Raw genomic sequence first — 19,590 nt, forward strand, 5'->3', positions numbered from 1 at the left:
GGGTCACCGAGGGAGGGAAGGGCCGGTCAGAGGGCCCGCTGCCGAGTCAGACGCAACACGCGGCGGACCACACACGACCGAAGTCGATGTAGTCGCGCGAAACCAATCGCTGCTGGGCATTCATGCGAACAATTGAGCAGGACGTCATGGTTTTCGTCAACCTGTGCCCGCATGATGGATCGTCGGCGTCGAACGCATGGGCAAGCGGGCGTGGTTGACAGATCCGTGCACCGGGCACTTACGATCGACGGCGGATCGGTCTCCCTGTCACGGAACCGCTCCGGTCGCGTTGAGGGACGCGGCGAGCGTGATGACGCCACCCCCTGGTGGCACCGTGCCCATGAGCGAGCGAGCACCCCTGCACCGCCGGTGCGACGCCCGCGTACGAGTGCCGCCGGATCGTCATGACATCCGCGCCTCCCCCTCCGGAGAACCTCCCGATGGTCACGCCCTCCGAAGTCACCCTTCCCGATGCCGGCGCCCCGGGCGCCGTCAAGCACTCGCCCGGCTCCCGTGATCTGCCGCGTATCGTGCCGCGCCGCCGCCCGGGCCGCCGGCTGGCCGCCGCGGTCGCCCTGTTGTGCCTGGCCATGGTGGTCGACTCCGTTGCCCGTAACCAGGCCTTCCAATGGGACGTGGTGAGCCGGTACTTCACCACGTCCGCCGTGCTCGAAGGGCTGCTGCTGACCCTCTGGCTGACCTGCGCGGTGATGGTGCTCGGCTTTCTGCTCGGCACCCTGCTCGCGGTGATGCGGCTGTCCGCCAACCCCGTGCTGCGCGCGCTGAGCTGGGGCTATGTATGGATCTTCCGCTCCACCCCGCTGCTGGTGCAGCTGCTGTTCTGGTTCAACATCGGCGCCCTCTATCCGACGCTGGGCCTCGGCATCCCGTTCGGCCCCCAGTTCGTCTCCGTCAAGACGGTCGATCTGCTCGGCCCCACCGTGACCGCCGTCGTCGGTCTGACCCTGCACGAGGCCGCCTATGCCGCCGAGGTGGTGCGCGGCGGCATCCTCTCCGTGGACCCCGGGCAGACCGAGGCGGCCCAGGCACTCGGTCTGAGCAGACGCCGTACGCTGCGCCGGATCGTGATACCGCAGTCGATGCGCTCCATCGTGCCGACCGCGGGGAACATGCTGATCGGCACCCTGAAGGGGACCAGCATCGTCAGCGTGCTGGCGGTGCACGACCTGCTGTACTCGGTGCAGTTGGTCTACAACCAGACCTATCAGGTCATCCCGCTGCTGATGGTGGCCACCCTCTGGTACATCGCCATCACCACGGTCCTCGGCGCCGGGCAGTCCTATGTGGAGCGCCACTACGCCCGCGGCTCGGCCCATGCCCTGCCGCCCACTCCCCTGCAACGGCTGCGCGGCGATCTGGTCGTGCTTCGCGCCCGGCTGCGCACCGCGTCCGCCGCCGGGGCCCGGCCCTCGATCGGTGGTGACCGGTGAGCGCCGCCCGCTCCACCGCCGTCCTGGTCGTCGTCGGCGCGGGCCCCCGCGCCACCGGTCTGCTGGAGCGCATCGCCGCCAACGCCCCGGAACTGTGGGAGGGGGACCGTGAGTTGGTCATCCATCTGGTCGATCCGCACCCGCCGGGCCCGGGGCGGATCTGGCGGCGCGAGCAGTCCCCGCTGCTGCGGATGAACTCCATGGCCGAGGATGTCACCCTGTTCACCGACGAGTCCTCCACGATCGACGGCCCGGTCCGCCCGGGCCCCTCGCTGGCCGAGTGGGCGGCCCAGTTCGCCGGGCGGGGTGAGCGCTTCGCACCGTACGCCGAGCCCGCGGATCCCGAGGTGCTCGCCGAACTGCGCGTCCTCGGCGGAACCGAGTTCCCCACCCGGCGGGCCCAGAGCGCCTATCTGGACTGGGCGTTCCGCCGGGTGCTGGCCGAACTGCCGCCGTCCGTCACCGTGGAGTGGCACCGCACCACGGCCACCGCCGTCACCGGCCCCCCGGACGGCCCGCAGCGCGTGCGGCTGGCCGACGGCTCCGGCCCGCTGGACGCCGACCTGGTGGTGCTCGCCCAGGGGCACCTGGGCTCCGCACCGGACCCGTCGCACCGTGGCCACGCGGACTTCGCCCGCCGGCACGGCCGCTTCCATCTCCCTCCGGAGTTCTCCGCCGACGCCGATCTGTCGGCGCTGCGGCCCGGCGAACATGTCCTGGTGCGGGGCTTCGGGCTGGCCTTCATCGATCTGATGGCGCTGCTGACCGAGGGACGCGGGGGCACCTACCGCACCGGGCCCGACGGCACCCTCGACTACCTTCCGTCCGGTCGCGAGCCGGTGCTCCACATCGGATCGCGGCGCGGGGTTCCGTACCACGCCAAGACCCGCTACCGGCTCCGGGGCCCCCGGCCGCCGCTGCCGCGCCACTTCGGCCCCGCCGCGGTGGACGCCCTGCTGGCCGAGGGCCGGCCACTGGATCTGCGGCGCGATGTGTGGCCGTCGATGGCCAAGGAGATCGGCTTCGGCCACTACCACGAGCTTTTCCACGCCCACCCCGGGCGTACGACCATGCCCTGGGCCGGGTTCCTGGCCGCGTACGACCGCCTCGAGTGGTACTCCGACGATATGCGCGCCCTGGTCGGCGCCGCCGTGCCCGACCCGGCGGACCGGCTCGACCTCGAGGCTCTGGACCGCCCCCTGGAGGGCCTGTCGTTCACCTCGCCCGAGGTGTTTCAGGAACATCTGCGGAGCTATGTCGCCCGGGACGTCGCCCGCCGCGAGGACCCGCAGTTCAGCGCCGATCTCGGGGCGTTCCTCGCCCTGCTCTCCGTCTACGGCCGGCTGTCCCCTCTGGTCGCCTCCGGCCGGCTCACCGCACGCTCGGTCGCCGACGATCTCGACGGCTGGTGGAACGGCTACTTCAGCTTCCTCGCGTCCGGCCCGCCCGGCTTCCGGCTGCGTCAGCTGCAGGCCCTGTCCCGGGCCGGGACCGTGCGCTTCCTGGGGGCGGGCATCCGGATCGACACCGACGAGACCACCGGCACCTTCGTCGCCAGGAGCCGTACCCTGCCCGGCCGTTCCTTCCACGGCACGGCCCTGATCGAGGCATATCTGCCCGGCCCCTCTCTGGCCCGCACCGAGGACCCGCTGCTGCGTGGGCTGCTCCGGGAGGGCGCGGTCGCCGAGGAGGTCGTCGCGGACGCCACCCACACCCATCGCCCCGGCCTGCTGACCGTCTCCCCCACCGACGCCCACCTCGTCGACCCCACCCTCGGCGGCCCCCACCCCCGCCGTATCGCCCTCGGCGCCCCCACCAACACCCGGGCCGTCGGCGCCTTCGCCCGCCCCCGCACCGACGCCCCGGCCTTCCGCGAGAACGACGCGGTGGCCCGCGCCCTGCTGCGCGCCCTCGGCGCTCCCGGGGCCGGATCGGGGACACCACCGGTGGCCGTCAGGGCCCTCAAGGTGTGAACCCATGAACCCCGTTGAACAGACCGACCCTGACCAGGCACCCCTTCTTCCCTACTTTCCCTACCGAATTACTAGGAAAATCCTTGACGGCGCCCGGCGGGGATGCGGAGGATGATGCCCATGTCCCCCACACCACGGCTCATCGGCCGCCGGCAGGGCGGCTTCGGGCACCTCGTCGGCGCCGCCCGCCGACCTCTAAGGCACACCGCCCCGGCGCCGCGGCTCCGCGGCCGACCTCGAGGAGACCACTTCCATGGGCGTTGCCTCCGCGCCGTCCTGTCCCGCCCCGCCCTCCGATCCGTCCGGGCCCGGCCGAGCGCACTGGCTGCGGGTGGCCCGCGAGGCGGCGGACGATCTGGCCACGGACGCGGTGGCCAGGGAACAGTCCGGCAAGGCCCCGTTCGACGAGGTGTCCCGGCTGCGGGAGGCGGGGCTGCTGACCCTGCTGACCGCGGCCGGGTCCGGGGGCGGCGGCGCGGACTGGGCCACCGCCTGCGCGGTGGTCCGGGAGATCGCCGCGGCCGACGGCTCGATCGCTCGACTCCTCGGCTGTCATTACTTCGTGTCCTGGAGCGCCCGGTTCTTCTCCGGTCCGGCCCCCGCCGCGCGGCTCGAGCAGCGCTCCGCGGCTCAGCAGTGGTGCTGGGGCGGGGGTCTGGCCCACCAGGAACCGTCTCCGACGCTGGCCAGGACCGCCCGTGGCGCGGTACTCGACGGCCGGCAGAGCTATGCCACCGGAGTCCTGGTCGCCGACCGTCTCGCCGTGCGGGCGGTGCGGGCCGACACCGGCGAACCCCTCGCCGTCGTCGTCGACCCCGCACGGCGCGGGGTGAGCGTCCACGACGACGCCGACACCTTCGGTCAGCGGCTCGCGGCCGGCGGGAGCGTGGAGTTCGACGCCGTACGGGTCGGCGCCGACGACATCCTCGGTTCCCTCTCCGCGGACGAGGACCTTCTCTCGCCCCGGACCGCCCTGGCGTCTCCGGTCGGTCACCTGGTCTCCGTCCAGCTCCTCCTGGGCCTGGCGGAGGGGGTGCTCTCCGAAGCGCGTGAGTACCGCCGGGCGGACCGCGCCCCCTGGCACCCCGCCCGCCCGGCCGGCTCCGCCCAGGATCCCCAGCTGCTGGCCTGCTACGGAGAACTCGCCGTACTCACCCGCTCCGCATCCGCGCTCGCCGCTCAGGCGGTGGATGCCGTGAGCGGCGGGCTGGCGCGCGGCGAGGACCTCGGCTACGACGAGTGCGCGGACATCTCCGTGCTGGTGGCCATGGCCGAGGCGGCCGCCGCCAGGGCCGCTCAGGAGTCCAGCGCCCGCGCCCTGGGCATCATCGGCGTCCGCTCCGCCTCCGCCGGGCGGGGCCTCGACCGCTTCTGGCGCGACACCCGCACCCACACCCTGTACGAGCCCCTCGCCCATCGGCTGCGTGACGTCGGGGACTACTTCCTCAACGGAGCACACCCTCCGTTCGTCCTGCCCGCCTGAGGAATAATGGGCGCATGCGGATCTCGGCCAGGGCGGACTATGCGGTACGTGCCGCGCTGCAGCTCGCCGCGTCCGGGGACGACGAGCCGCTGAAGGCCGAGGCCATCGCCGAGGCCCAGGACATCCCGCACAAGTACCTCGAAGGCATCCTCAACGACATGCGGCGCGGCGGTCTGGTGCTCAGCCGGCGCGGCGGCAACGGCGGCTACCGTCTGGCCAGGCCCGCCGAGGCCATCAGCATCGCCGATGTCATCCGCGTCGTGGACGGACCGCTGGTCTCGGTGCGCGGGGTGCGTCCCCCGCAGCTGTCCTACAGCGGCCCCGCCGAGTCGCTGCTGCCCCTGTGGATCGCCCTGCGCTCCAATGTCCGCGAGATCCTGGAGGGCGTGTCGCTCGCCGATGTGGCCGCGGCCCGGCTGCCCGCCCATGTGTCCGCACTGACCGACGTACCGGGAGCGTGGGGGAATCCCTGACGTGCCGTCGGGGTGGGCGTCCGATCGGCCTTCGCCGGGAAAATCGTGCAGAACGACCCGGCGGCAGCGCCGTTAGACTCATTGACAAGCGGCCGTCAGCCTCCCACACACAGGAAGAACCAGCGGTGCCCAACACACTGCAGGACATAATCAAGAGCAAGCTGGAGGAGAAGGGATGGTCCTACAGCGATGTAGCGCGCCGCGGCGGTATCTCTCGCTCCACCGTTCACCATCTGGCGACATCGGCGCGGCTGGCGCAGATGCCTCAGCAGACCACACTGGAAGGCCTGGCAAGGGGTCTGGGCATACCGGTGGCACCTGTGCAGCGGGCTGCGGCGGAGGCCGCGGGTGTCAACATCTACTTCGAGAACGCGTCCGAGAGCACGGATCCCGAGGTGGAGATCCTGGTCGCCAGTGTGCACAAGCTCAGTCCGGCGGACCGTCGGCATGTGGCGGTGCTCGTCGAGTCCCTGCTGCGGGCCGGGGAGTCGTAGGGCGGATCCGGCTTCGCGGGTCGTGCGGGGCACGGAGCGGACGGGCGCTCAGAACCTCCCGGTTCCGGCGGCTCTGATCCAGTTGATCAGTCGCTGAACCGTCGCCCAGTCGAGTTCCGCCACCCTGACGATCGCTTGCATGTCGCGGGGGTCCATCGGTACGCATGCCGCGTCCAGGGCGCAGTACAGCAGCACCTGATGCGCCTGCGACGCCGTCAGAGTCCGTTCCGTGTCCATCTCGGCCCTGAATTCCTCGGCGATCGGCAGGGGTGGTGTGATGTCCATGTCTCCGTCATTGCGTCGGGTAACTGAACGGCGGCGAGGGGGCCGTGCGGCCTCCGGCCTGGGCGCGGACGTCCCGGCCTTCGTGTCTCATTCCCTGCGGACGGAGTCCTCGAGAATGTTCCGCAGGGTCTCCTCGAGTTCTTCCGGGTGCCGGCCGTCGTCACGGTCCCCGAGTTCACGGCGCACGTTCTCCCAGAACGCGTCGACTATGGTGTGCTCGTAGCGGTCGCCGACGGCGCCGACATCGGGCATACGTCTCAGGGTGTACGCCCGCTCGGTGAAGGAGCATCCGACGAGGTTCCCCCGCGCGGTGTCCGGGACCGGTTCCGCGGCGGCCTCCCGGGTGATGGCGTCGTCGAGTGCGCGGTCGACGAGCAGGGCGCTCACGGTGGGGCCCGTGCTCCAGCTCACCAGGCGCTGCGATGTCACATCGAGCACGACGGCGGCACACAGGGTGCTCTCCGGTGCCGCGCAGGAGAAGACGTCGATGATCCATCGCCGGCTGGGGACCCCGGCGACGGCGGCGGGCGCGCCGTCGCGGAGCGGTCCTGACCTGCCGCGGATACCGGTCCTGCTCATGAGGAGCTCCACCGTGCCATGGCTGACCTTGACGCCGTAGCGGCGGCCGAGTTCCTGCCGGATGCGGCGGTAGCCGAAGGTCGAACCGGAGGAGAGATAGATGTCCAGGATGATCCGGGTCAGCCAGGCGTGGCGCAACGACCGGGCCGACGGGGTACGGTCACGCCACGCGTAGTAGCCGGACTCCGAGACGCCGAGAAGCTTGATGATTCTTCGCGCCGGGGAGCCTCCTTCGGCCATCGCGGAGATCACTTCGTATCGCCTTTTGGGGGCACCACTTCTCTCATCAGGTTGATCACCTGCCGGCACACGGCGATCTCGCCCTCCAGCTTTTCGATACGGGCGTGTGCCTGCCTCAGCCTGGACTGAGAGATGCTGGTGCGGTGCCAGCGGTACACGGTCTGCTCAGGGAGCCCGAGGTCCTGGGCGACGTCTTTGACGGAGCGCCCCTGGGCCATGAGCTTCAGTGCGTGATGGCGTACCGCTGCGGGATGGGGGCTGCTCACCGGGGCTCACTTCCTGGCTGGGGTTGACGGGAGAGGTGCTGGTGTTCCGGTCCGGCGGAGTGTTCCGCCGCAGTGCTCAGGGCTGCGGTGGGAGTCCACAGCCCTGAGCGTCCTGGACGGGATGTCACCTGACGTGTCGGTGCATCGTCACGGTCGGCCGGAAGCCGGCCTCCCGGTCGCCGGCCCGGGGTGTGCGTGCCGCCTCTCGGTCGAGGATGGTCTTCACTTCACGGGCGAGCTGGTCGGCCCGTTGGGTGATCTCGGGGACCGGCAGGTGAGAGACCCTGAGGGCATTCACCTGGTGACTGATCGAGTTGAGTTCGCTGTGCGCCTGGCGGCTGAGGCGGATTCCCCGTGGCATGGCCACCACGAACTGATAGGCCGCGGACAGTGTCTGGCATGACGGGCAGTGCTCGTTGGCCGCCCGGCTGATGTTGGTGGCGTTGACGAGGCGGGCGTCTTTTCCTGCTGTGGTGACGATCTGGTAGGAGAGGGCGATCGAGCGGCAGGGGTCCTCGGCGGAGCAGCCCACCGACTCCGCCGTGGCCCGGTTGTTCGCCGTCACGGCGACGGCCGGGCCGTACTCGTGGACGCTGAAGGACTGGTCGAACTGTGTCACATGGATCCTGTCGGCGTGGCTGTGTGCCATGTCCACTGCGATGGCGATGGCGTGGGAGATACGGGACGAGCCGGGGCTGGCGTCTGCCGTTGTGGTGCCGGCGGCCAGGGCGAGTCCGGCGGTCGCGACGATGCCGAGACCGGCCGCCTTCCTGGTGGTCCTGGGAGTTCGCGGCTTGCGGTGGTTCATGGTTGTCTCCTGTGGGTGGGCCGGTGTGCGGCGTCGGAAGGATCACGGTCTGAGGGCGCCGCGGCCGAGGGCGAGTCGGAGGCCGTGGCCGTCTCCTGGGGTGGGGGAGAGAAGGACACCGAGGCGGTCGGGCTCTCGGGAAGGCGGGTGGGCGGGGCGGTGGGAGCGCTTGCGGAGGGAGGGCCGGTCGGTGCCGTGGCGACGGTGGGCGAGCCGGCGGAAGCCGCGGGGGAGGTTGCCGGGGCTGCGGGCGGGATCACCCGGGAGGTGGAGCGGCCGGTCCCGGGGGACGGGGTGCTGTTGCCCGGGGCGGATCGTCTGCTCTGCGGCGGAGTGCTGACCGGGTGTCGGGTCCGGGACCCGGTGGGGGCGGGGTGCGGGGCCCGGGTGGTGGGCACGCCGGGCTGGAGGACGGGAGTGACGGGTGACGCCTCGGGAAGGGGCTTGGGGGTGAGTCCCTGTACCCAGGCGAACCCGAGGACGGCGCAGCCCGCGGCGGTCGCGGCGGCCAGGGCGAGACGCATCGCGGGCTTCCCCGCTGTCGCCTTCATCGTGGCGCGCAGCAGGCGGCTCCCCAGCCGGCCCGCGAGATAGATGCCTCCTGCCATCGGGCACAGCAGCATGAGCATGCCGATGACACCGACCAGCCCGGCAGCCACATGCCCCTCGGCGAACGCCGAGTACGTTCCGGAGTACTGGACCGAGAGGCTGCGCAGCGCGGTGGTGAGCAGACGTGGCAGGTTCCACAGGGCGTAGGCCCCCTCCGCCAGCAGCAGGGGGATCATGGTCAGGATCCACACCGTGACGGTGATCCGGGCCGAGCGCTTGAGGCCGTCCGCACCGCCGGCGGTGCGCTTCCGTCCGGGCAGCATGCTCAGCAGGATGGGCCTGACCTTGCTGTACAGGTCGGGGACACCCGCCAGGTCGCCCAGGATGTAGTAGCCGTCCAGGCGCACCGCCGGCATCAGCTGTTCGAGGACCTCGAAGTGTGCGAGGTAGACCGCGGCGAGAAAGAAGGACTGGCCGGTGAGGAGGTAGCCCCCGGTGAGGGCCAGCATGAAGATGACGTTGAAGTACACGCCTCCCAGTCCGGTGCGCAGGCGGCCGGTCCGCCCGATCCGGTACACATCGGTGACGTCCGTGTACATGGAGGGCCAGATCAGGAAGATGCCGCATCCGATCTTTCCGGGTACGGCGCCGCTGTAGCGGCAGGCCGACGCGTGCCCGAATTCATGGAAGACGAGGGAGGCGACGGTGAGTACGAAGACGATGAGCATCCACAGCGGCTGTTGGAGGACCTGCAGCACGGATGTCATGGCTCCGTGGACGCCGAAGAGCCAGACGTCCATGACGGCGGTGCCGGCGAGGACCAGCGCCACGACGGGCGGCCGGTGCAGCCAGGCGAGCGCGGCGGCGATCCGGGCCACCTGCGCCTCGTTGAAGATCACTTTGTGGCCCCGCAGGGCGAGGAGCAGATCCGTGCGGGGGGTGGAGAGTTCTCCGGGGTGGTCACCGAAGGGGAGGGTGATACCGAGGGGCGTGAGTCTGTGCTCCACCAGGTGCACGACGTTCTCCGTGCTGACCTCGGCCCCGTAGCGCCCGCTCACCCGATGGGAGATCGTCTCGGCGTCACGTACGCCGTCGACGGAACTCACCACGAGGTAGAGCAGCCGGGACAGTTGGATGACCTGCCCGTCGCCTCGCCGGACGAGGTACTTGCGCTCGGTGAAACCCGACCCCTGGTATTCGCCGAGGGTCTGCAGGCCGCTGCTCAGCCGGGGAACGGGCCCGGCACCGGGCTTGGTGAGGAAGCTGTCGGGGGCCATGGTGTGAGCCGGGTACGCGGACGGGTCCGGGGCACCGCCGGCGGACGTCTGCGGAGGAGGCCCCTCCCAGGGGGGCGGGAGCCGAGCGTTCAGCGTTCTGAAGCTGTTTCGTTCTTCGGACGCTGTCATTCTCTTCTCCAAGGCGCGTCTCGCGTTGTTGTGAAGGTGCGCGTTCCCGGCGGCCGTTGAGTGTTGCCGTTCGATCCCGGGGGCCGCCCGGCGCGGTCACGGGACAGGGCGCACGACGGGGGCTGCCAGGCCTCCCGTCAGGACGGACGGCCGTACGCCGCATCACCACGAAGCGGGAGCGGACGTGCCGCGGGGGCCCGGCGGAGACAGGGAGCAGGGCCAGGTCCGCCGACCTGACCCTGCGGCGCCTGCGTGTTACTGCTGAACGCTGATGGCCTGGGAGGCCTCGGACTGGGCGACAGCGTACGGCGAGCACTGGTTGAGCGCGGCCGACTCATTGTGGGCGTCCACGTGGGCGGTCTTCTTGGTGATGTTGCTCATCTTGGTGAAGTTGAACGAGAACTTCCCCAGCGCCTCGCGCCCGGGCAGCAGTTCCGCGGTCTCGGCCTCGAGCTGGTCCATGTTCATGGGAACACCTTTCATTCGTTGCAGTGTTGTGTGAGCGAAACAAGAGCCTGTCGGGCACGGCGGGAACATGCCGTTCGGCCGCCGTTCGGCCTTGCTTCGCGCCTGTCGGCGTATGCCGGCGACGGTGCACAGCGAGTCGTCCGCACGAGCGCGCCGCAGGGTCCGGACGAGGGGGGTCCGCTCCGTGCAGCCGGGTCATGCGGAGACCAGGCCGAGGAGCGGGACACGGCGGAACCACCGGGAAACCAGCGGCCCTACGCCGACCCCACCGTCCGGAGTCTCCGAACAGTTCGTCCGGAGGCTCCGGACGGTAGTCGAACCGGAAGGGCAAACGCAAACCGTCTATATCCGACATGTGTCCAGAAGCGTACTGCCGTTCACTTCTGCCAGGCTGACGCCCCCTCAGGCATGAGAGCGGGGCCGGCACGACCGGCCGGTCAGGGAAATTTCTCCTTAAAAGCCAGGGCAAACCACTGGCGGATATCACCTGTCGCCCGGCCGTGAAGCAGCAGGCGGCGGGACATCTGACGCAATTTCAGACTCCAGAAAATACGGGGCTTTCCAGGACAGGGATTCGCCGGGGAGAGGACATTTTCACCATGCCGCGAACCGGCCCCACAACCCGAGCCGACACATCCCGCAATTCGCCTTAACGAGTGTTTCGGACACGAGAGATGCGCCGCTTCAGGCTTGCCCGGAAAGGCCGCTGAGCTGTTGCTTTCAAAGGTCACCCCGGCCGGCCGGAAGGCCTGAGTGCACATCACTTCTCGCTGGAGCGCACGAAGTTCGGGGTAATGTCGGATCCAACGGCAGGAAAGATCGAATTCCTGCTGTTCGAAAGGAGATCAAGTTGAAGACCATTGCCAAGGCAGTGGCGGTTGCGCTTCTGACAGCCGGGACCGTCGTGGTGCCCGTCTCAGCAGAGGCGATCGCCGCCCCGATGCACAGCCCGGCCGCCATGGCGCCGGCCGCGCCCTCGTTCGATCGCGACCACGGCCCCTCCCACCACCGCCACGGTGAGGTGGGGCGATACCGCGACCACCGGCACCCGGGCGGCTACCGGCTGCGCTACTGCGACCGGCACCACGGGTGGGACCGGCACCGGCACCACAACCACCACTCGTACCGGTGGGACTGCTACCCCTACGGGCGCCGCTGAGCGTCGCTAGTCCACTTCAGAAAAACAGTGCCGCCCGCCGTCGGTTTTCCGACGGCGGGCGGCGCGCTGGAAAGACACCGCTGCCGGGACCCCCATCGCCGACAGACTCCCGCACCCTTTTCACCGGAACTCAACCGGCCGTCAGCCGATAGACCGTCAAGACGGTTTCCCCGATCGCGACACAGAAATCCACCTGGTCCGTCGCCAAAGCAGTGATGGCCCTGCTGACGGTCCGGAGTTCGGCCGCACTGAGAACGGCGGCGGCAGCCCTGATGATATCGGTCAGCGTTGCCTCGGGTACTTCCTGGTGCGGGTCACCGGGAAGTAAAATCACCGGCTCACCGGTACTGCCACGGACGACAGCGATCACCGAAGTCCCTCGTACGACGAGCACCTGCTCCCCCCTCTCGTCAGCGCACTATTTGCACCTCGCTGATCCTGGCACGGTGGGAGGATATCCGTAACACGTCCCGGTGAACGTGAACGCGCCGGTTCACCTCAGCCCCGCAAGGCGGCCTCCCGCCCGCCGTCCGCGTCGAGTTCCTCCTGGAGCCTGATCGCATGGACGATGGTCCCGTTCAGTGTCCGGCGGATGATGGGATCGGTGATCCCCCACGCGTTCATGGCCTCGTCCGGGGAGAGCGCCGCCGCGGCGACCTCCCGCCCAGCGAGGTGGAGTTGCTGCTGTTCCGGGATGAAGCCGCTCTCCAACAACATCACTCGATGGTCGAGGTTGAGGCCCGCCGCCCACTTCGTCAGCTGTGAGGGCAGCGGCAGGGTCTTTCCGTCCAGCGTCCGGCAGACGGTGGCCAGGCTCAGCCCGGTGACGGCCGCCAGTTGCGCCCGGCCGCCCTGCCGCCGGCGGACGTCGTACCCCGCCGCGATCGCGACCGCGGTGAGATACGCGCCGACCCGCCGCGCCTGCGCCTGCCGACTGCCCCGGGTCCCGTGGTGTGAATCTTCCAAGCTCCGCATGCCCGGAGGGTAGCGCGCATGCATGCACCAACAAACTAGTTGCATGCGTGCACCTTTGCAGGTCAAGGGCCTAGATCGACATACCCGCAGGCCAAGTGGTCGATCTCGTACCTGTGTGCGAATCAAAATACCCTTGCGTCACTTCAGTCTGGCAACTTCCATACGTTGCGTGCGTGCGGGTCAGCCGTACGGATGCAAGTCGCTGAGGGGGTCCCCTGACCATGCTCCGCCTCCACATGGCCAAGCTCCTGGTAAAGGCCAGGGAGTTCGGTGACGAGAGTGTCGCCGACGTGGCGCAGCGCACCGGTATCAGCAGGTCGACGCTCCACCGGCTCGCCGCCGGGACGAAACAGCCGAGCCTGGCCACGCTGTGGACGCTGCGCGACGCCTACCAGCTCCAGCTCGACATGCTCGTCTACGACGACCCGCTGACCGTGCGGCCGACCGTCGTCCCGCGCCCACGGCCGGCGGCGGCCGGAGCCGGGCGGGGGCGTGCACGGCGCTGACAGCCCGGAAGACCCCCGGACCGGGCCGCGGACCACGGCGATCCCACCACACACCAGCCCACCATCTTTCATCCACTCACGATCGGGAGCAGGCCTTGATCTCTGAGGCTCAGGCCGTGTCCAGCGGCCCCACCACGAGGGAACCGGCCCTCATCACCCGCGCCCAGCAAGGCGATCGGGAGGCATTCGGCGAGCTGTACCGGATGCACTACGACATGATCGCCGCATTCGTCGGTCACCGCGTCAGGTCGAATCCGGCACTGGCCGAGGATCTCACCGCCGATGTCTTCGTCAAGGCGTGGGCCAAGATCGGCACCTTCAGGTGGACGGGTACGCCGATCCGTGCCTGGCTGTGCACGATCGCCCGCAATGTGGTCGCCGACCATTTCAAAGTCGCCGCGACACGGCGTCTGACCTTCGTCGACCAGATCACCTGTGTGCAGGACGCCTGGGCGGTCCCGGCGAACACCGCCGAGGACACCGCCCTGTCCGCCCTCACCCTGGCCGACCTGCTCGATGCCCTGTCCGAGATCACGCCCCGTCAGCAGGCGGTCATCCGGCTGCGGTTCCTGGGTGAGCTGTCCATCAGCGAGACCGCCCGCACCATGGGCACCACCGACGCCGCCGTCAAGACCCTCCAGTGGCGCGCGCTCGACTCCCTCCGCAAGGTCTACACGGGGGCGGCGGCATGACGGCCACCCCCGAAGACCGCGCCGAGGCCGACATCGAGCGTGAACTGACCGAACGGCTCACCCAGTTGGCCCGCCAGTTCATCGCCGGCCTGCACGCCCACGGGCGGCTGGTGGAGACCGGCGGCGCCCAGGCCCTCAGACGGCTGCAGGAACAGCATCAGACACCGCACAGCCTCCCCGAGGCGGTTCAGGACATCCGGGACGCCCACGGGGCCGCCGACACCTTCGCGGGCCCGGCATTCCACGACACGAACGCCCCGTCCGACGCCGCCCCGCGCGGAGTGGCGGACGTACCGGTCACGGTGCCCCCGGCCCGGCAGTCCGGCATGATCGACCCGGCCGCCCGGACCGCCGCTGCGGACGACCCGCGCACCGCCGGCGACAGACAGGTCAGGGCGGTGGCCGCGGCGGCCATGCTGCAGGCCGGCAGTGCCGGCCGGCTCGAAGTGCTGCAGATCGTCCCGGACCACGACCACATCGCCGTCCATATCCGCGCCTTCTCGCTCAGCGACTGGGAATACTGGCTGGCCCTGATCGGTGCCCCGCTCGCCACACCCACCGTGCGCACCGGAGACGCCCAGACCGCCACCGGACACATCGACGGCGTCGACGTCCACCTCACCGGTCACGAGGTCCCCCGCCTCCTCGACGAAGCCGCAGAGGCCGCCCGCGAACCGTTCCACCTGGCAGGCCGTGTCTACGACCTCGCCCGCGCCCACCTCGACCGCCACGGCCAGACATGGCTCTATCTCGGTCAGCGCCAGCAGGACGACACCCCGCTGCTCGCCCTCGGCAACACCGGCGGCCCCGTCTACCCCCTCACCTCCATCATCACGACCAACGGCCCTCTCATCCCCGTCGAGACCGACCCCACCACCCCCACCCGGCCCGGCACCGAACACACCCCATGAACACCCGGCCGGAACGGGGCTCAGCCGGTGGTGAGGCCGAAGGGCAGCGCCCGGTCCTCCTCACCGATCTCGATGAGCCGGTTGTACTTGGCGACGCGTTCCCCGCGGGCGGGCGCACCGGACTTGATCTGGCCGCAGCCCGTGCCGACGGCCAGATCGGCGATGAAGGCGTCCTCGGTCTCGCCGGAGCGGTGGGAGACCATCCGGGCGTAGCCGGCCTCGCGGCAGACGCGCAACGCCTCCAGGGTCTCGGTGACGGTTCCGATCTGATTCACCTTGATCAGGGCGGAGTTGCCGACCCTTCTGTCGATCGCCTCCGTGATGACGGCCGGGTCGGTGACGAAGATGTCGTCGCCCATCACCTGCACGCGGTCGCCGAGGCGGTCGGTCAGGCGGACCCAGCCGTCCCAGTCGTCCTCGGCCAGGCCGTCCTCGATCGACCACACCGGGAAACGCTCGACGATCTCCTCATAGCGGTCGATCAGCTGATCGCTGGTCAGCTCCTCCCCCGCCACCCGATAGCGGTCACCGGCACGGAACTCACCGGCCGCGGGGTCCAGGGCGAGGGCGACACCGTCGCGGCCGGGCCGGTACCCGGCGGCGTCGATCGCCTCCACCAGGAGCTCCAGGACCTTCTCGGGGCGGTCGACCGCCGGGGCGAAGCCGCCCTCGTCGCCGAGGCCGGTGGTGTGACCGCCCGCGGACAGAAGGGCCTTGAGCCCGGTGTAGATCTCGGCTCCGGCACGGACCGCCTCGGGCAGGCCGGGGGCGCCCAGCGGGGCGAGCATGAACTCCTGGAAGTCGAGGTCGCCCGGGGCGTGGACGCCGCCGTTGACGACATTGAAGTGCGGTACGGGCAGGCGGGGTTCGGTGCCCGCGATCCGGGCGAGGTGCGCCCACAGCGGCCGTCCGGCGAGGGCGGCCTCGGCGCGTGCGACGGCGAGCGAGACGCCGACGACGGCATTGGCGCCGAGCCGGGCCTTGGTCCCGGTGCCGTCCAGCTCGATCAGGGCCCGGTCGACGTCGGCGGCCGAGGCGAACGCGCGGCCGGTGAGGGCCCGGGCGATCTCGCCGTTGACATGGCCGACCGCCGCCAGAACGCCCTGGCCGTGGTAGCGGCCCCGGTCCCCGTCCCGCAGTTCGACGGCTTCCCGGGTACCGGTGGACGCCCCGGAGGGCACACCGGCGTGTACCCGGGTTCCGTCGTCGGTGGTGAGGGTGACGGCGAGGGTCGGGCGGGCCCGGGAGTCGAGGATCTCCACGGCGTGCAGGTGGCTGATCCGCAAAGACATGATTCTCCTCGGTGTGACGGCGGTGCTCCGCGGCGTTCCGGTCTGTCCTGGCGCCGAGACCTCAGCCGTGTCCCTGGCGGCCCACCCGGCCGGGTCCCGCGCGCGGTCCGGCCGGTTCCGGCCGCGCCCGTGGGGCGGGGGTCTCGGTGACCCGGTGGCGGGATGTGCCGGCGTGCCGGGCCAGCGCACGGACGGCGCCGTGCAGGGTGCGGTACGCGCCGATCTCGCGGGCGGTGCCGGCGGGGACGGCGATCCAACTCGTGGTACGGCCGCTGTGATGCCGTCGGGCCCGGCCGAGCAACCGCCCGCCGCAGGCGACGACTTGGATGACCGGGTGGCCGGGGAACAGCGGGGTGCAGGCCAGGCCGCGCAGCGGGGCGAGCCGTCGGAGGGCCTGTTCCTCCAGGATGTGCCACTTGGCGTTGATGACGGTGAGCTGGGCGACACGGACCGCCGCCACCGCATCGTGGTCGAGGTGTGTCATGGCGCGGCCTCCTGTCCTGGCGGTCAGCCACGGACCAGCCGACGGTGGGTGACCCGGTGCGGCCGGGCCGCCTCGACGCCCAGCCGCTCGATCTTGTTGGCCTCGTAGTCGGCGAAGTTGCCCTCGAACCAGAACCAGTGGGCGTCGCCCTCCCAGGCCAGGATGTGGGTGGCGACCCGGTCCAGGAACCACCGGTCGTGCGCGGTGATCACGGCGCAGCCGGGGAAGTCGAGCAGCGCGCTCTCCAGTGAGGCCAGCGTCTCCACGTCCAGGTCGTTGGTCGGCTCGTCCAGCAGCAGAAGGTTGCCGCCCTGCTTCAGGGTCAGGGCCAGATTGAGACGGTTGCGTTCGCCGCCGGACATCACACCGACGGGCTTCTGCTGGTCGGCGCCCTTGAAGCCGAAGCCGGCGACATAGGCCCGCGAGGGCATCTCGACGTCCCCGATGCGCAGGACGTTCCGGCCGCCGGAGACCGCCTCCCACACGGACCGGGCGGGATCCAGCCCGGCGCGGTTCTGGTCGGCGTAGGAGATCCGGACGGTGTCGCCGAGCCGCAGGGTGCCCGCGTCGGGCTGTTCCTCGCCGACGATCATCCGGAACAGGGTGGTCTTGCCGACGCCGTTGGGGCCGAGGACGCCGACGATGCCGCCCCGGGGCAGGGAGAACGACAGATCCTCCATCAGGAGCCGGTCGCCGTGGCCCTTGGTGAGCCGGCCGGCCTCCAGGACCAGGCTGCCCAGGCGCGGGCCCGGAGGGATCTGGATCTCCTCGAAGTCCAGCTTCCGCCGCTCGGCGGCCTCGGCCGCCAGGTCCTCGTAGCGCTGCACCCGTGCCTTGGACCTGGCCTGACGGCCCTTGGCGCCGGAGCGCACCCAGGCCAGCTCCTCCGCCAGCCGCTTCTGCCGTTTGGCGTCCTTGCGGCCCTCCACCCGCAGCCGGGCCGCCTTGGTCGCCAGATAGGTGGAGTAGTTGCCCTCGTAGGCATAGGCGTGCCCGCGGTCGATCTCCAGGATCCGCCGGGCGACATGGTCCAGGAAGTACCGGTCGTGGGTGACCGCGACCACCGTGCCGGGGTAGTCGGCCAGATGCTGTTCCAGCCAGGCCACGGACTCGGCGTCCAGGTGGTTGGTGGGCTCGTCCAGCAGCAGGAGGTCCGGCTGGGACAGCAGCAGCCGGCACAGGGCGACCCGTCGTCGTTCGCCGCCCGAGAGTTCCGTCACGGGGGTGTCGGGCGGCGGGCAGCGCAGGGCGTCCATGGCCTGTTCCAGGCGGGAGTCCAGGTCCCAGGCTTCGGCGTGGTCCAGGGTCTCCTGCAGCGAGCCGAGTTCGTCCAGCAGTTCCTGCGTCTGCTCGCCGTCGCCGTCACCGAGACGCGCGGTGACCTCCGCGTAGCGGCGCAGCATGCTCCGGATCTCCGCGGCGCCCTGTTCGACATTGCCCTGGACACTGGTCGAGTCGTCGAGCCGGGGCTCCTGCTCCAGGATCCCGATGCCGATGCCGGGCGCTGGGAAGGCGTCCCCTTCGGTCGGCCGCTCCAGCCCCGCCATGATCCGCAGGACGGTGGACTTGCCCATGCCGTTGGGACCCACCACGCCGATCTTGGCGCCGGGCAGGAGGGCGAGGGTGACATCGTCGAGGACGGTCTTGTCGCCGTGGGCCATACGGGCCTTGCGCATCGTGTACACGTACATCCGCGGTGCCTCCACAGCCGGGCCGCCGGACAGCGGCTGTCGCTCCCAGAGGCCATCAGCACGGGATGTGCGGTCGAGGGCGAGCCTCATCGCCCACTCCCCTCCAGGGTGCTCCTCAGGAGCCGGTCCCGCCAGCGGTTCCGGCGCCGCTTTGGTGCGCCCCGCACGGCCAGCAACAGAGGTACGGCGACCAGCTGCAGCACGACCGAGAAGATCACCAGGCCGATCGCGGAGCGGTCGTAGAGCGCCCCCAGCGCAAGGCTGCCGGCGAACCAGCACACCCCGAAACCGGTGTCGAACAAGCCGAAGGCCGAGGCCCGGCGGTCGGCGGCGACCATGCCGGTGACCGCGGCCTTCACGATGGACTCCTGGGCGGCCGCGCCCAGACCCCACAGCAGCACACCGACGACCGCGAGGCGGACGCCGCCGAGGAAGACCAGCGGCGGGAAGCACGCGGTGAGCAGGGTCGCGCCCGCCACCGTCCTCAGGCCCCACCGGTCGAAGAGACGGCCGAGCAGCAGCGCCGCGACCGCCTCGCCGGCCATGGCCACCGCGTACAGCACCGGGATCCAGGCCTCGGGCATCACCCGGTCCCTGCCGAAGTGGTAGGCGATCAGCGGGTAGTCCGCGTAGGCAGCCGCGATCAGCCCCATGGCCGCCAGATAGATCCAGAAGGCCCGCGATGTGCCCCGGGGGCCGGGGACGCTCTGCTCGACGTCCAGATCCGCGGGCCGGGGACAGGTGTGCCGGGCTCTCGCCAGCACCAGCAGCGTGAGGACGGCCGGGACGGCGAGCACGGCGAAACCCCCTCGGTAGCCGCCGTGCAGGGACAGCACTCCGGCCACGACCAGCGGCCCGGCCGTCGCCCCGGCCGCGTCCAGCGCCTCCCGTACGCCGTACACGCGGCCGCGCCCCAGCTCGGCGGTGGCGTGGGCGAGCATCGCGTCCCGCGCCGGGTTGCGCAGCGCACGGCCGCTGCGTTCGGCGATCATCAGCAGGGCCGCGACCGGCCAGTTCCCGGCCAGTGCCAGCAGCGGCACCACGACCATCTGCACGGTGTAGCCGACGGCCGTGATCAGCCAGTAGCGGCCGGTGCGGTCCGCGAGCCGGCCGAAGACGAACCGCAGGGCGTAGCCGAGGAGTTCACCGCCGCCGGCGACCGTCGCGACGATCAGCCCGCCGGCGCCGAGGGAGCCGAGGAAGGGGCCTGTGATGCCGCGGGCGCCTTCGTGGGCCATGTCGGAGAACAGGCTGACGACGCCGATGAGCAGGACGAACCGCGCTGCCGTGCCGCCGGCCGGGGCAGCGGGCCACCGCCCTGCCGCGGGCCCTTCGCCGTGCTCCTTGCCGCCCACCGGACCGGCACCGTCCGGGTCAGTCCACCGGGCGCGGTGCGCGGGCGGGT

At 70.7% G+C, this 19,590-nt stretch carries 21 protein-coding genes and 1 riboswitch; of the genes, 9 read left to right on the top strand and 12 right to left on the bottom strand.

Going from position 1 to position 19,590, the window contains the following annotated elements:
- The first annotated feature begins 440 nt into the window (after nucleotides 1-440).
- From CP978_RS03455 to CP978_RS03475, 5 genes are all read left to right on the top strand, one after another.
- On the top strand, nucleotides 441-1,451 hold the full coding sequence (locus CP978_RS03455; protein WP_043437408.1) for an amino acid ABC transporter permease: 1,011 nt from the start codon (nucleotides 441-443) through the stop codon (nucleotides 1,449-1,451).
- A complete protein-coding gene (locus tag CP978_RS03460) occupies nucleotides 1,448-3,424 on the top strand; it encodes an FAD/NAD(P)-binding protein (protein WP_052453990.1) in 1,977 nt (658 codons plus the stop codon). Before CP978_RS03455 ends, CP978_RS03460 begins: the two co-directional genes overlap by 4 nt.
- A 253-nt stretch (nucleotides 3,425-3,677) precedes the next feature.
- A complete protein-coding gene (locus CP978_RS03465) occupies nucleotides 3,678-4,907 on the top strand; it encodes an acyl-CoA dehydrogenase family protein (RefSeq protein WP_043437409.1) in 1,230 nt (409 codons plus the stop codon).
- 14 nt (nucleotides 4,908-4,921) lie between these two features.
- Nucleotides 4,922-5,380 carry an RrF2 family transcriptional regulator gene (locus CP978_RS03470; RefSeq protein ID WP_043437412.1) on the top strand — a complete coding sequence of 153 codons (459 nt, stop codon included), beginning with the start codon at nucleotides 4,922-4,924 and terminating at the stop codon, nucleotides 5,378-5,380.
- A 125-nt stretch (nucleotides 5,381-5,505) separates the two neighbouring features.
- Nucleotides 5,506-5,874, top strand: a complete 369-nt coding sequence (locus CP978_RS03475) for a helix-turn-helix domain-containing protein (protein WP_043437415.1) — start codon at nucleotides 5,506-5,508, stop codon at nucleotides 5,872-5,874.
- Between the two features lie 48 nt (nucleotides 5,875-5,922).
- Here CP978_RS03475 and CP978_RS03480 read toward each other — a convergent pair whose 3' ends face one another.
- From CP978_RS03480 to CP978_RS03505, 6 genes are all read right to left on the bottom strand, one after another.
- Entirely contained in the window at nucleotides 5,923-6,159 is a 237-nt protein-coding gene (locus CP978_RS03480; RefSeq protein ID WP_043437419.1) for a hypothetical protein, read from the bottom strand.
- A gap of 87 nt (nucleotides 6,160-6,246) precedes the next feature.
- Complete coding sequence (locus tag CP978_RS03485; protein WP_052453991.1) at nucleotides 6,247-6,990, bottom strand: IS3 family transposase; 744 nt, start codon at nucleotides 6,988-6,990, stop codon at nucleotides 6,247-6,249.
- The gene (locus CP978_RS03490; protein WP_043437421.1) at nucleotides 6,987-7,244 is read right to left on the bottom strand and encodes a helix-turn-helix domain-containing protein; all 258 of its coding nucleotides are present in this window, start codon (nucleotides 7,242-7,244) and stop codon (nucleotides 6,987-6,989) included. The genes CP978_RS03485 and CP978_RS03490 overlap by 4 nt, the downstream gene beginning before the upstream one ends.
- A 124-nt stretch (nucleotides 7,245-7,368) precedes the next feature.
- Nucleotides 7,369-8,052, bottom strand: a complete 684-nt coding sequence (locus CP978_RS03495; RefSeq protein WP_043437425.1) for a hypothetical protein — start codon at nucleotides 8,050-8,052, stop codon at nucleotides 7,369-7,371.
- Nucleotides 8,049-9,878, bottom strand: coding sequence for a zinc metalloprotease (locus CP978_RS03500; RefSeq protein ID WP_063839037.1), 1,830 nt, complete (start codon nucleotides 9,876-9,878; stop codon nucleotides 8,049-8,051). The genes CP978_RS03495 and CP978_RS03500 overlap by 4 nt, the downstream gene beginning before the upstream one ends.
- A 384-nt stretch (nucleotides 9,879-10,262) precedes the next feature.
- Nucleotides 10,263-10,475: a hypothetical protein gene (locus CP978_RS03505; RefSeq protein ID WP_043437428.1), complete on the bottom strand. Its 213-nt coding sequence runs from the start codon at nucleotides 10,473-10,475 to the stop codon at nucleotides 10,263-10,265.
- Between the two features lie 850 nt (nucleotides 10,476-11,325).
- Here CP978_RS03505 and CP978_RS34755 point away from each other — a divergent pair.
- The gene (locus CP978_RS34755; RefSeq protein WP_158508316.1) at nucleotides 11,326-11,634 is read left to right on the top strand and encodes a hypothetical protein; all 309 of its coding nucleotides are present in this window, start codon (nucleotides 11,326-11,328) and stop codon (nucleotides 11,632-11,634) included.
- 130 nt (nucleotides 11,635-11,764) lie between these two features.
- Here CP978_RS34755 and CP978_RS03510 read toward each other — a convergent pair whose 3' ends face one another.
- Together CP978_RS03510 and CP978_RS03515 are read right to left on the bottom strand one after the other, a co-directional pair.
- On the bottom strand, nucleotides 11,765-12,004 hold the full coding sequence (locus tag CP978_RS03510; RefSeq protein ID WP_043437434.1) for a hypothetical protein: 240 nt from the start codon (nucleotides 12,002-12,004) through the stop codon (nucleotides 11,765-11,767).
- 128 nt (nucleotides 12,005-12,132) lie between these two features.
- Nucleotides 12,133-12,609, bottom strand: a complete 477-nt coding sequence (locus CP978_RS03515; protein ID WP_043448065.1) for a hypothetical protein — start codon at nucleotides 12,607-12,609, stop codon at nucleotides 12,133-12,135.
- Between the two features lie 236 nt (nucleotides 12,610-12,845).
- Between CP978_RS03515 and CP978_RS03520 the strand changes: the two genes are divergently transcribed.
- From CP978_RS03520 to CP978_RS03530, 3 genes are all read left to right on the top strand, one after another.
- Nucleotides 12,846-13,115: a helix-turn-helix domain-containing protein gene (locus CP978_RS03520; RefSeq protein WP_158508317.1), complete on the top strand. Its 270-nt coding sequence runs from the start codon at nucleotides 12,846-12,848 to the stop codon at nucleotides 13,113-13,115.
- A 95-nt stretch (nucleotides 13,116-13,210) separates the two neighbouring features.
- Nucleotides 13,211-13,807, top strand: coding sequence for a sigma-70 family RNA polymerase sigma factor (locus tag CP978_RS03525; RefSeq protein ID WP_052453994.1), 597 nt, complete (start codon nucleotides 13,211-13,213; stop codon nucleotides 13,805-13,807).
- Nucleotides 13,804-14,718, top strand: a complete 915-nt coding sequence (locus CP978_RS03530) for a BN159_2729 family protein (RefSeq protein ID WP_043437438.1) — start codon at nucleotides 13,804-13,806, stop codon at nucleotides 14,716-14,718. The genes CP978_RS03525 and CP978_RS03530 overlap by 4 nt, the downstream gene beginning before the upstream one ends.
- Before the next feature lie 20 nt (nucleotides 14,719-14,738).
- Here CP978_RS03530 and eno read toward each other — a convergent pair whose 3' ends face one another.
- From eno to CP978_RS03550, 4 genes are all read right to left on the bottom strand, one after another.
- Entirely contained in the window at nucleotides 14,739-16,010 is a 1,272-nt protein-coding gene (gene eno / locus CP978_RS03535; RefSeq protein WP_043437441.1) for a phosphopyruvate hydratase, read from the bottom strand.
- Nucleotides 16,011-16,071: 61 nt separating this feature from the next.
- Complete coding sequence (locus CP978_RS03540; protein WP_052453995.1) at nucleotides 16,072-16,494, bottom strand: hypothetical protein; 423 nt, start codon at nucleotides 16,492-16,494, stop codon at nucleotides 16,072-16,074.
- A gap of 23 nt (nucleotides 16,495-16,517) precedes the next feature.
- The gene (gene ettA / locus CP978_RS03545; RefSeq protein ID WP_043437443.1) at nucleotides 16,518-18,185 is read right to left on the bottom strand and encodes an energy-dependent translational throttle protein EttA; all 1,668 of its coding nucleotides are present in this window, start codon (nucleotides 18,183-18,185) and stop codon (nucleotides 16,518-16,520) included.
- 39 nt (nucleotides 18,186-18,224) lie between these two features.
- Nucleotides 18,225-18,288, bottom strand: a riboswitch (Fluoride riboswitch).
- Complete coding sequence (locus tag CP978_RS03550) at nucleotides 18,272-19,540, bottom strand: MFS transporter (protein WP_107070340.1); 1,269 nt, start codon at nucleotides 19,538-19,540, stop codon at nucleotides 18,272-18,274. It overlaps the preceding riboswitch by 17 nt.
- Between the last annotated feature and the right edge of the window lie 50 nt (nucleotides 19,541-19,590).

This window comes from Streptomyces nodosus (assembly GCF_008704995.1).
GTDB classification, from domain to species: Bacteria; Actinomycetota; Actinomycetes; order Streptomycetales; family Streptomycetaceae; genus Streptomyces; species Streptomyces nodosus.

What these genes read in the sequence shown, in the direction of transcription:
- CP978_RS03455 (WP_043437408.1), top strand. Translation starts at nt 441, where the DNA reads ATGGTCACGCCCTCCGAAGTCACCCTTCCCGATGCCGGCGCCCCGGGC.
- CP978_RS03465 (WP_043437409.1), top strand. Translation starts at nt 3,678, where the DNA reads ATGGGCGTTGCCTCCGCGCCGTCCTGTCCCGCCCCGCCCTCCGATCCG.
- CP978_RS03470 (WP_043437412.1), top strand. Translation starts at nt 4,922, where the DNA reads ATGCGGATCTCGGCCAGGGCGGACTATGCGGTACGTGCCGCGCTGCAG.
- CP978_RS03480 (WP_043437419.1), bottom strand. Translation starts at nt 6,159, where the DNA reads ATGGACATCACACCACCCCTGCCGATCGCCGAGGAATTCAGGGCCGAG.
- CP978_RS03495 (WP_043437425.1), bottom strand. Translation starts at nt 8,052, where the DNA reads ATGAACCACCGCAAGCCGCGAACTCCCAGGACCACCAGGAAGGCGGCC.
- CP978_RS03500 (WP_063839037.1), bottom strand. Translation starts at nt 9,878, where the DNA reads ATGGCCCCCGACAGCTTCCTCACCAAGCCCGGTGCCGGGCCCGTTCCC.
- CP978_RS03505 (WP_043437428.1), bottom strand. Translation starts at nt 10,475, where the DNA reads ATGAACATGGACCAGCTCGAGGCCGAGACCGCGGAACTGCTGCCCGGG.
- CP978_RS03515 (WP_043448065.1), bottom strand. Translation starts at nt 12,609, where the DNA reads ATGCGGAGCTTGGAAGATTCACACCACGGGACCCGGGGCAGTCGGCAG.
- CP978_RS03520 (WP_158508317.1), top strand. Translation starts at nt 12,846, where the DNA reads ATGGCCAAGCTCCTGGTAAAGGCCAGGGAGTTCGGTGACGAGAGTGTC.
- CP978_RS03530 (WP_043437438.1), top strand. Translation starts at nt 13,804, where the DNA reads ATGACGGCCACCCCCGAAGACCGCGCCGAGGCCGACATCGAGCGTGAA.
- eno (WP_043437441.1), bottom strand. Translation starts at nt 16,010, where the DNA reads ATGTCTTTGCGGATCAGCCACCTGCACGCCGTGGAGATCCTCGACTCC.
- CP978_RS03540 (WP_052453995.1), bottom strand. Translation starts at nt 16,494, where the DNA reads ATGACACACCTCGACCACGATGCGGTGGCGGCGGTCCGTGTCGCCCAG.
- ettA (WP_043437443.1), bottom strand. Translation starts at nt 18,185, where the DNA reads ATGTACGTGTACACGATGCGCAAGGCCCGTATGGCCCACGGCGACAAG.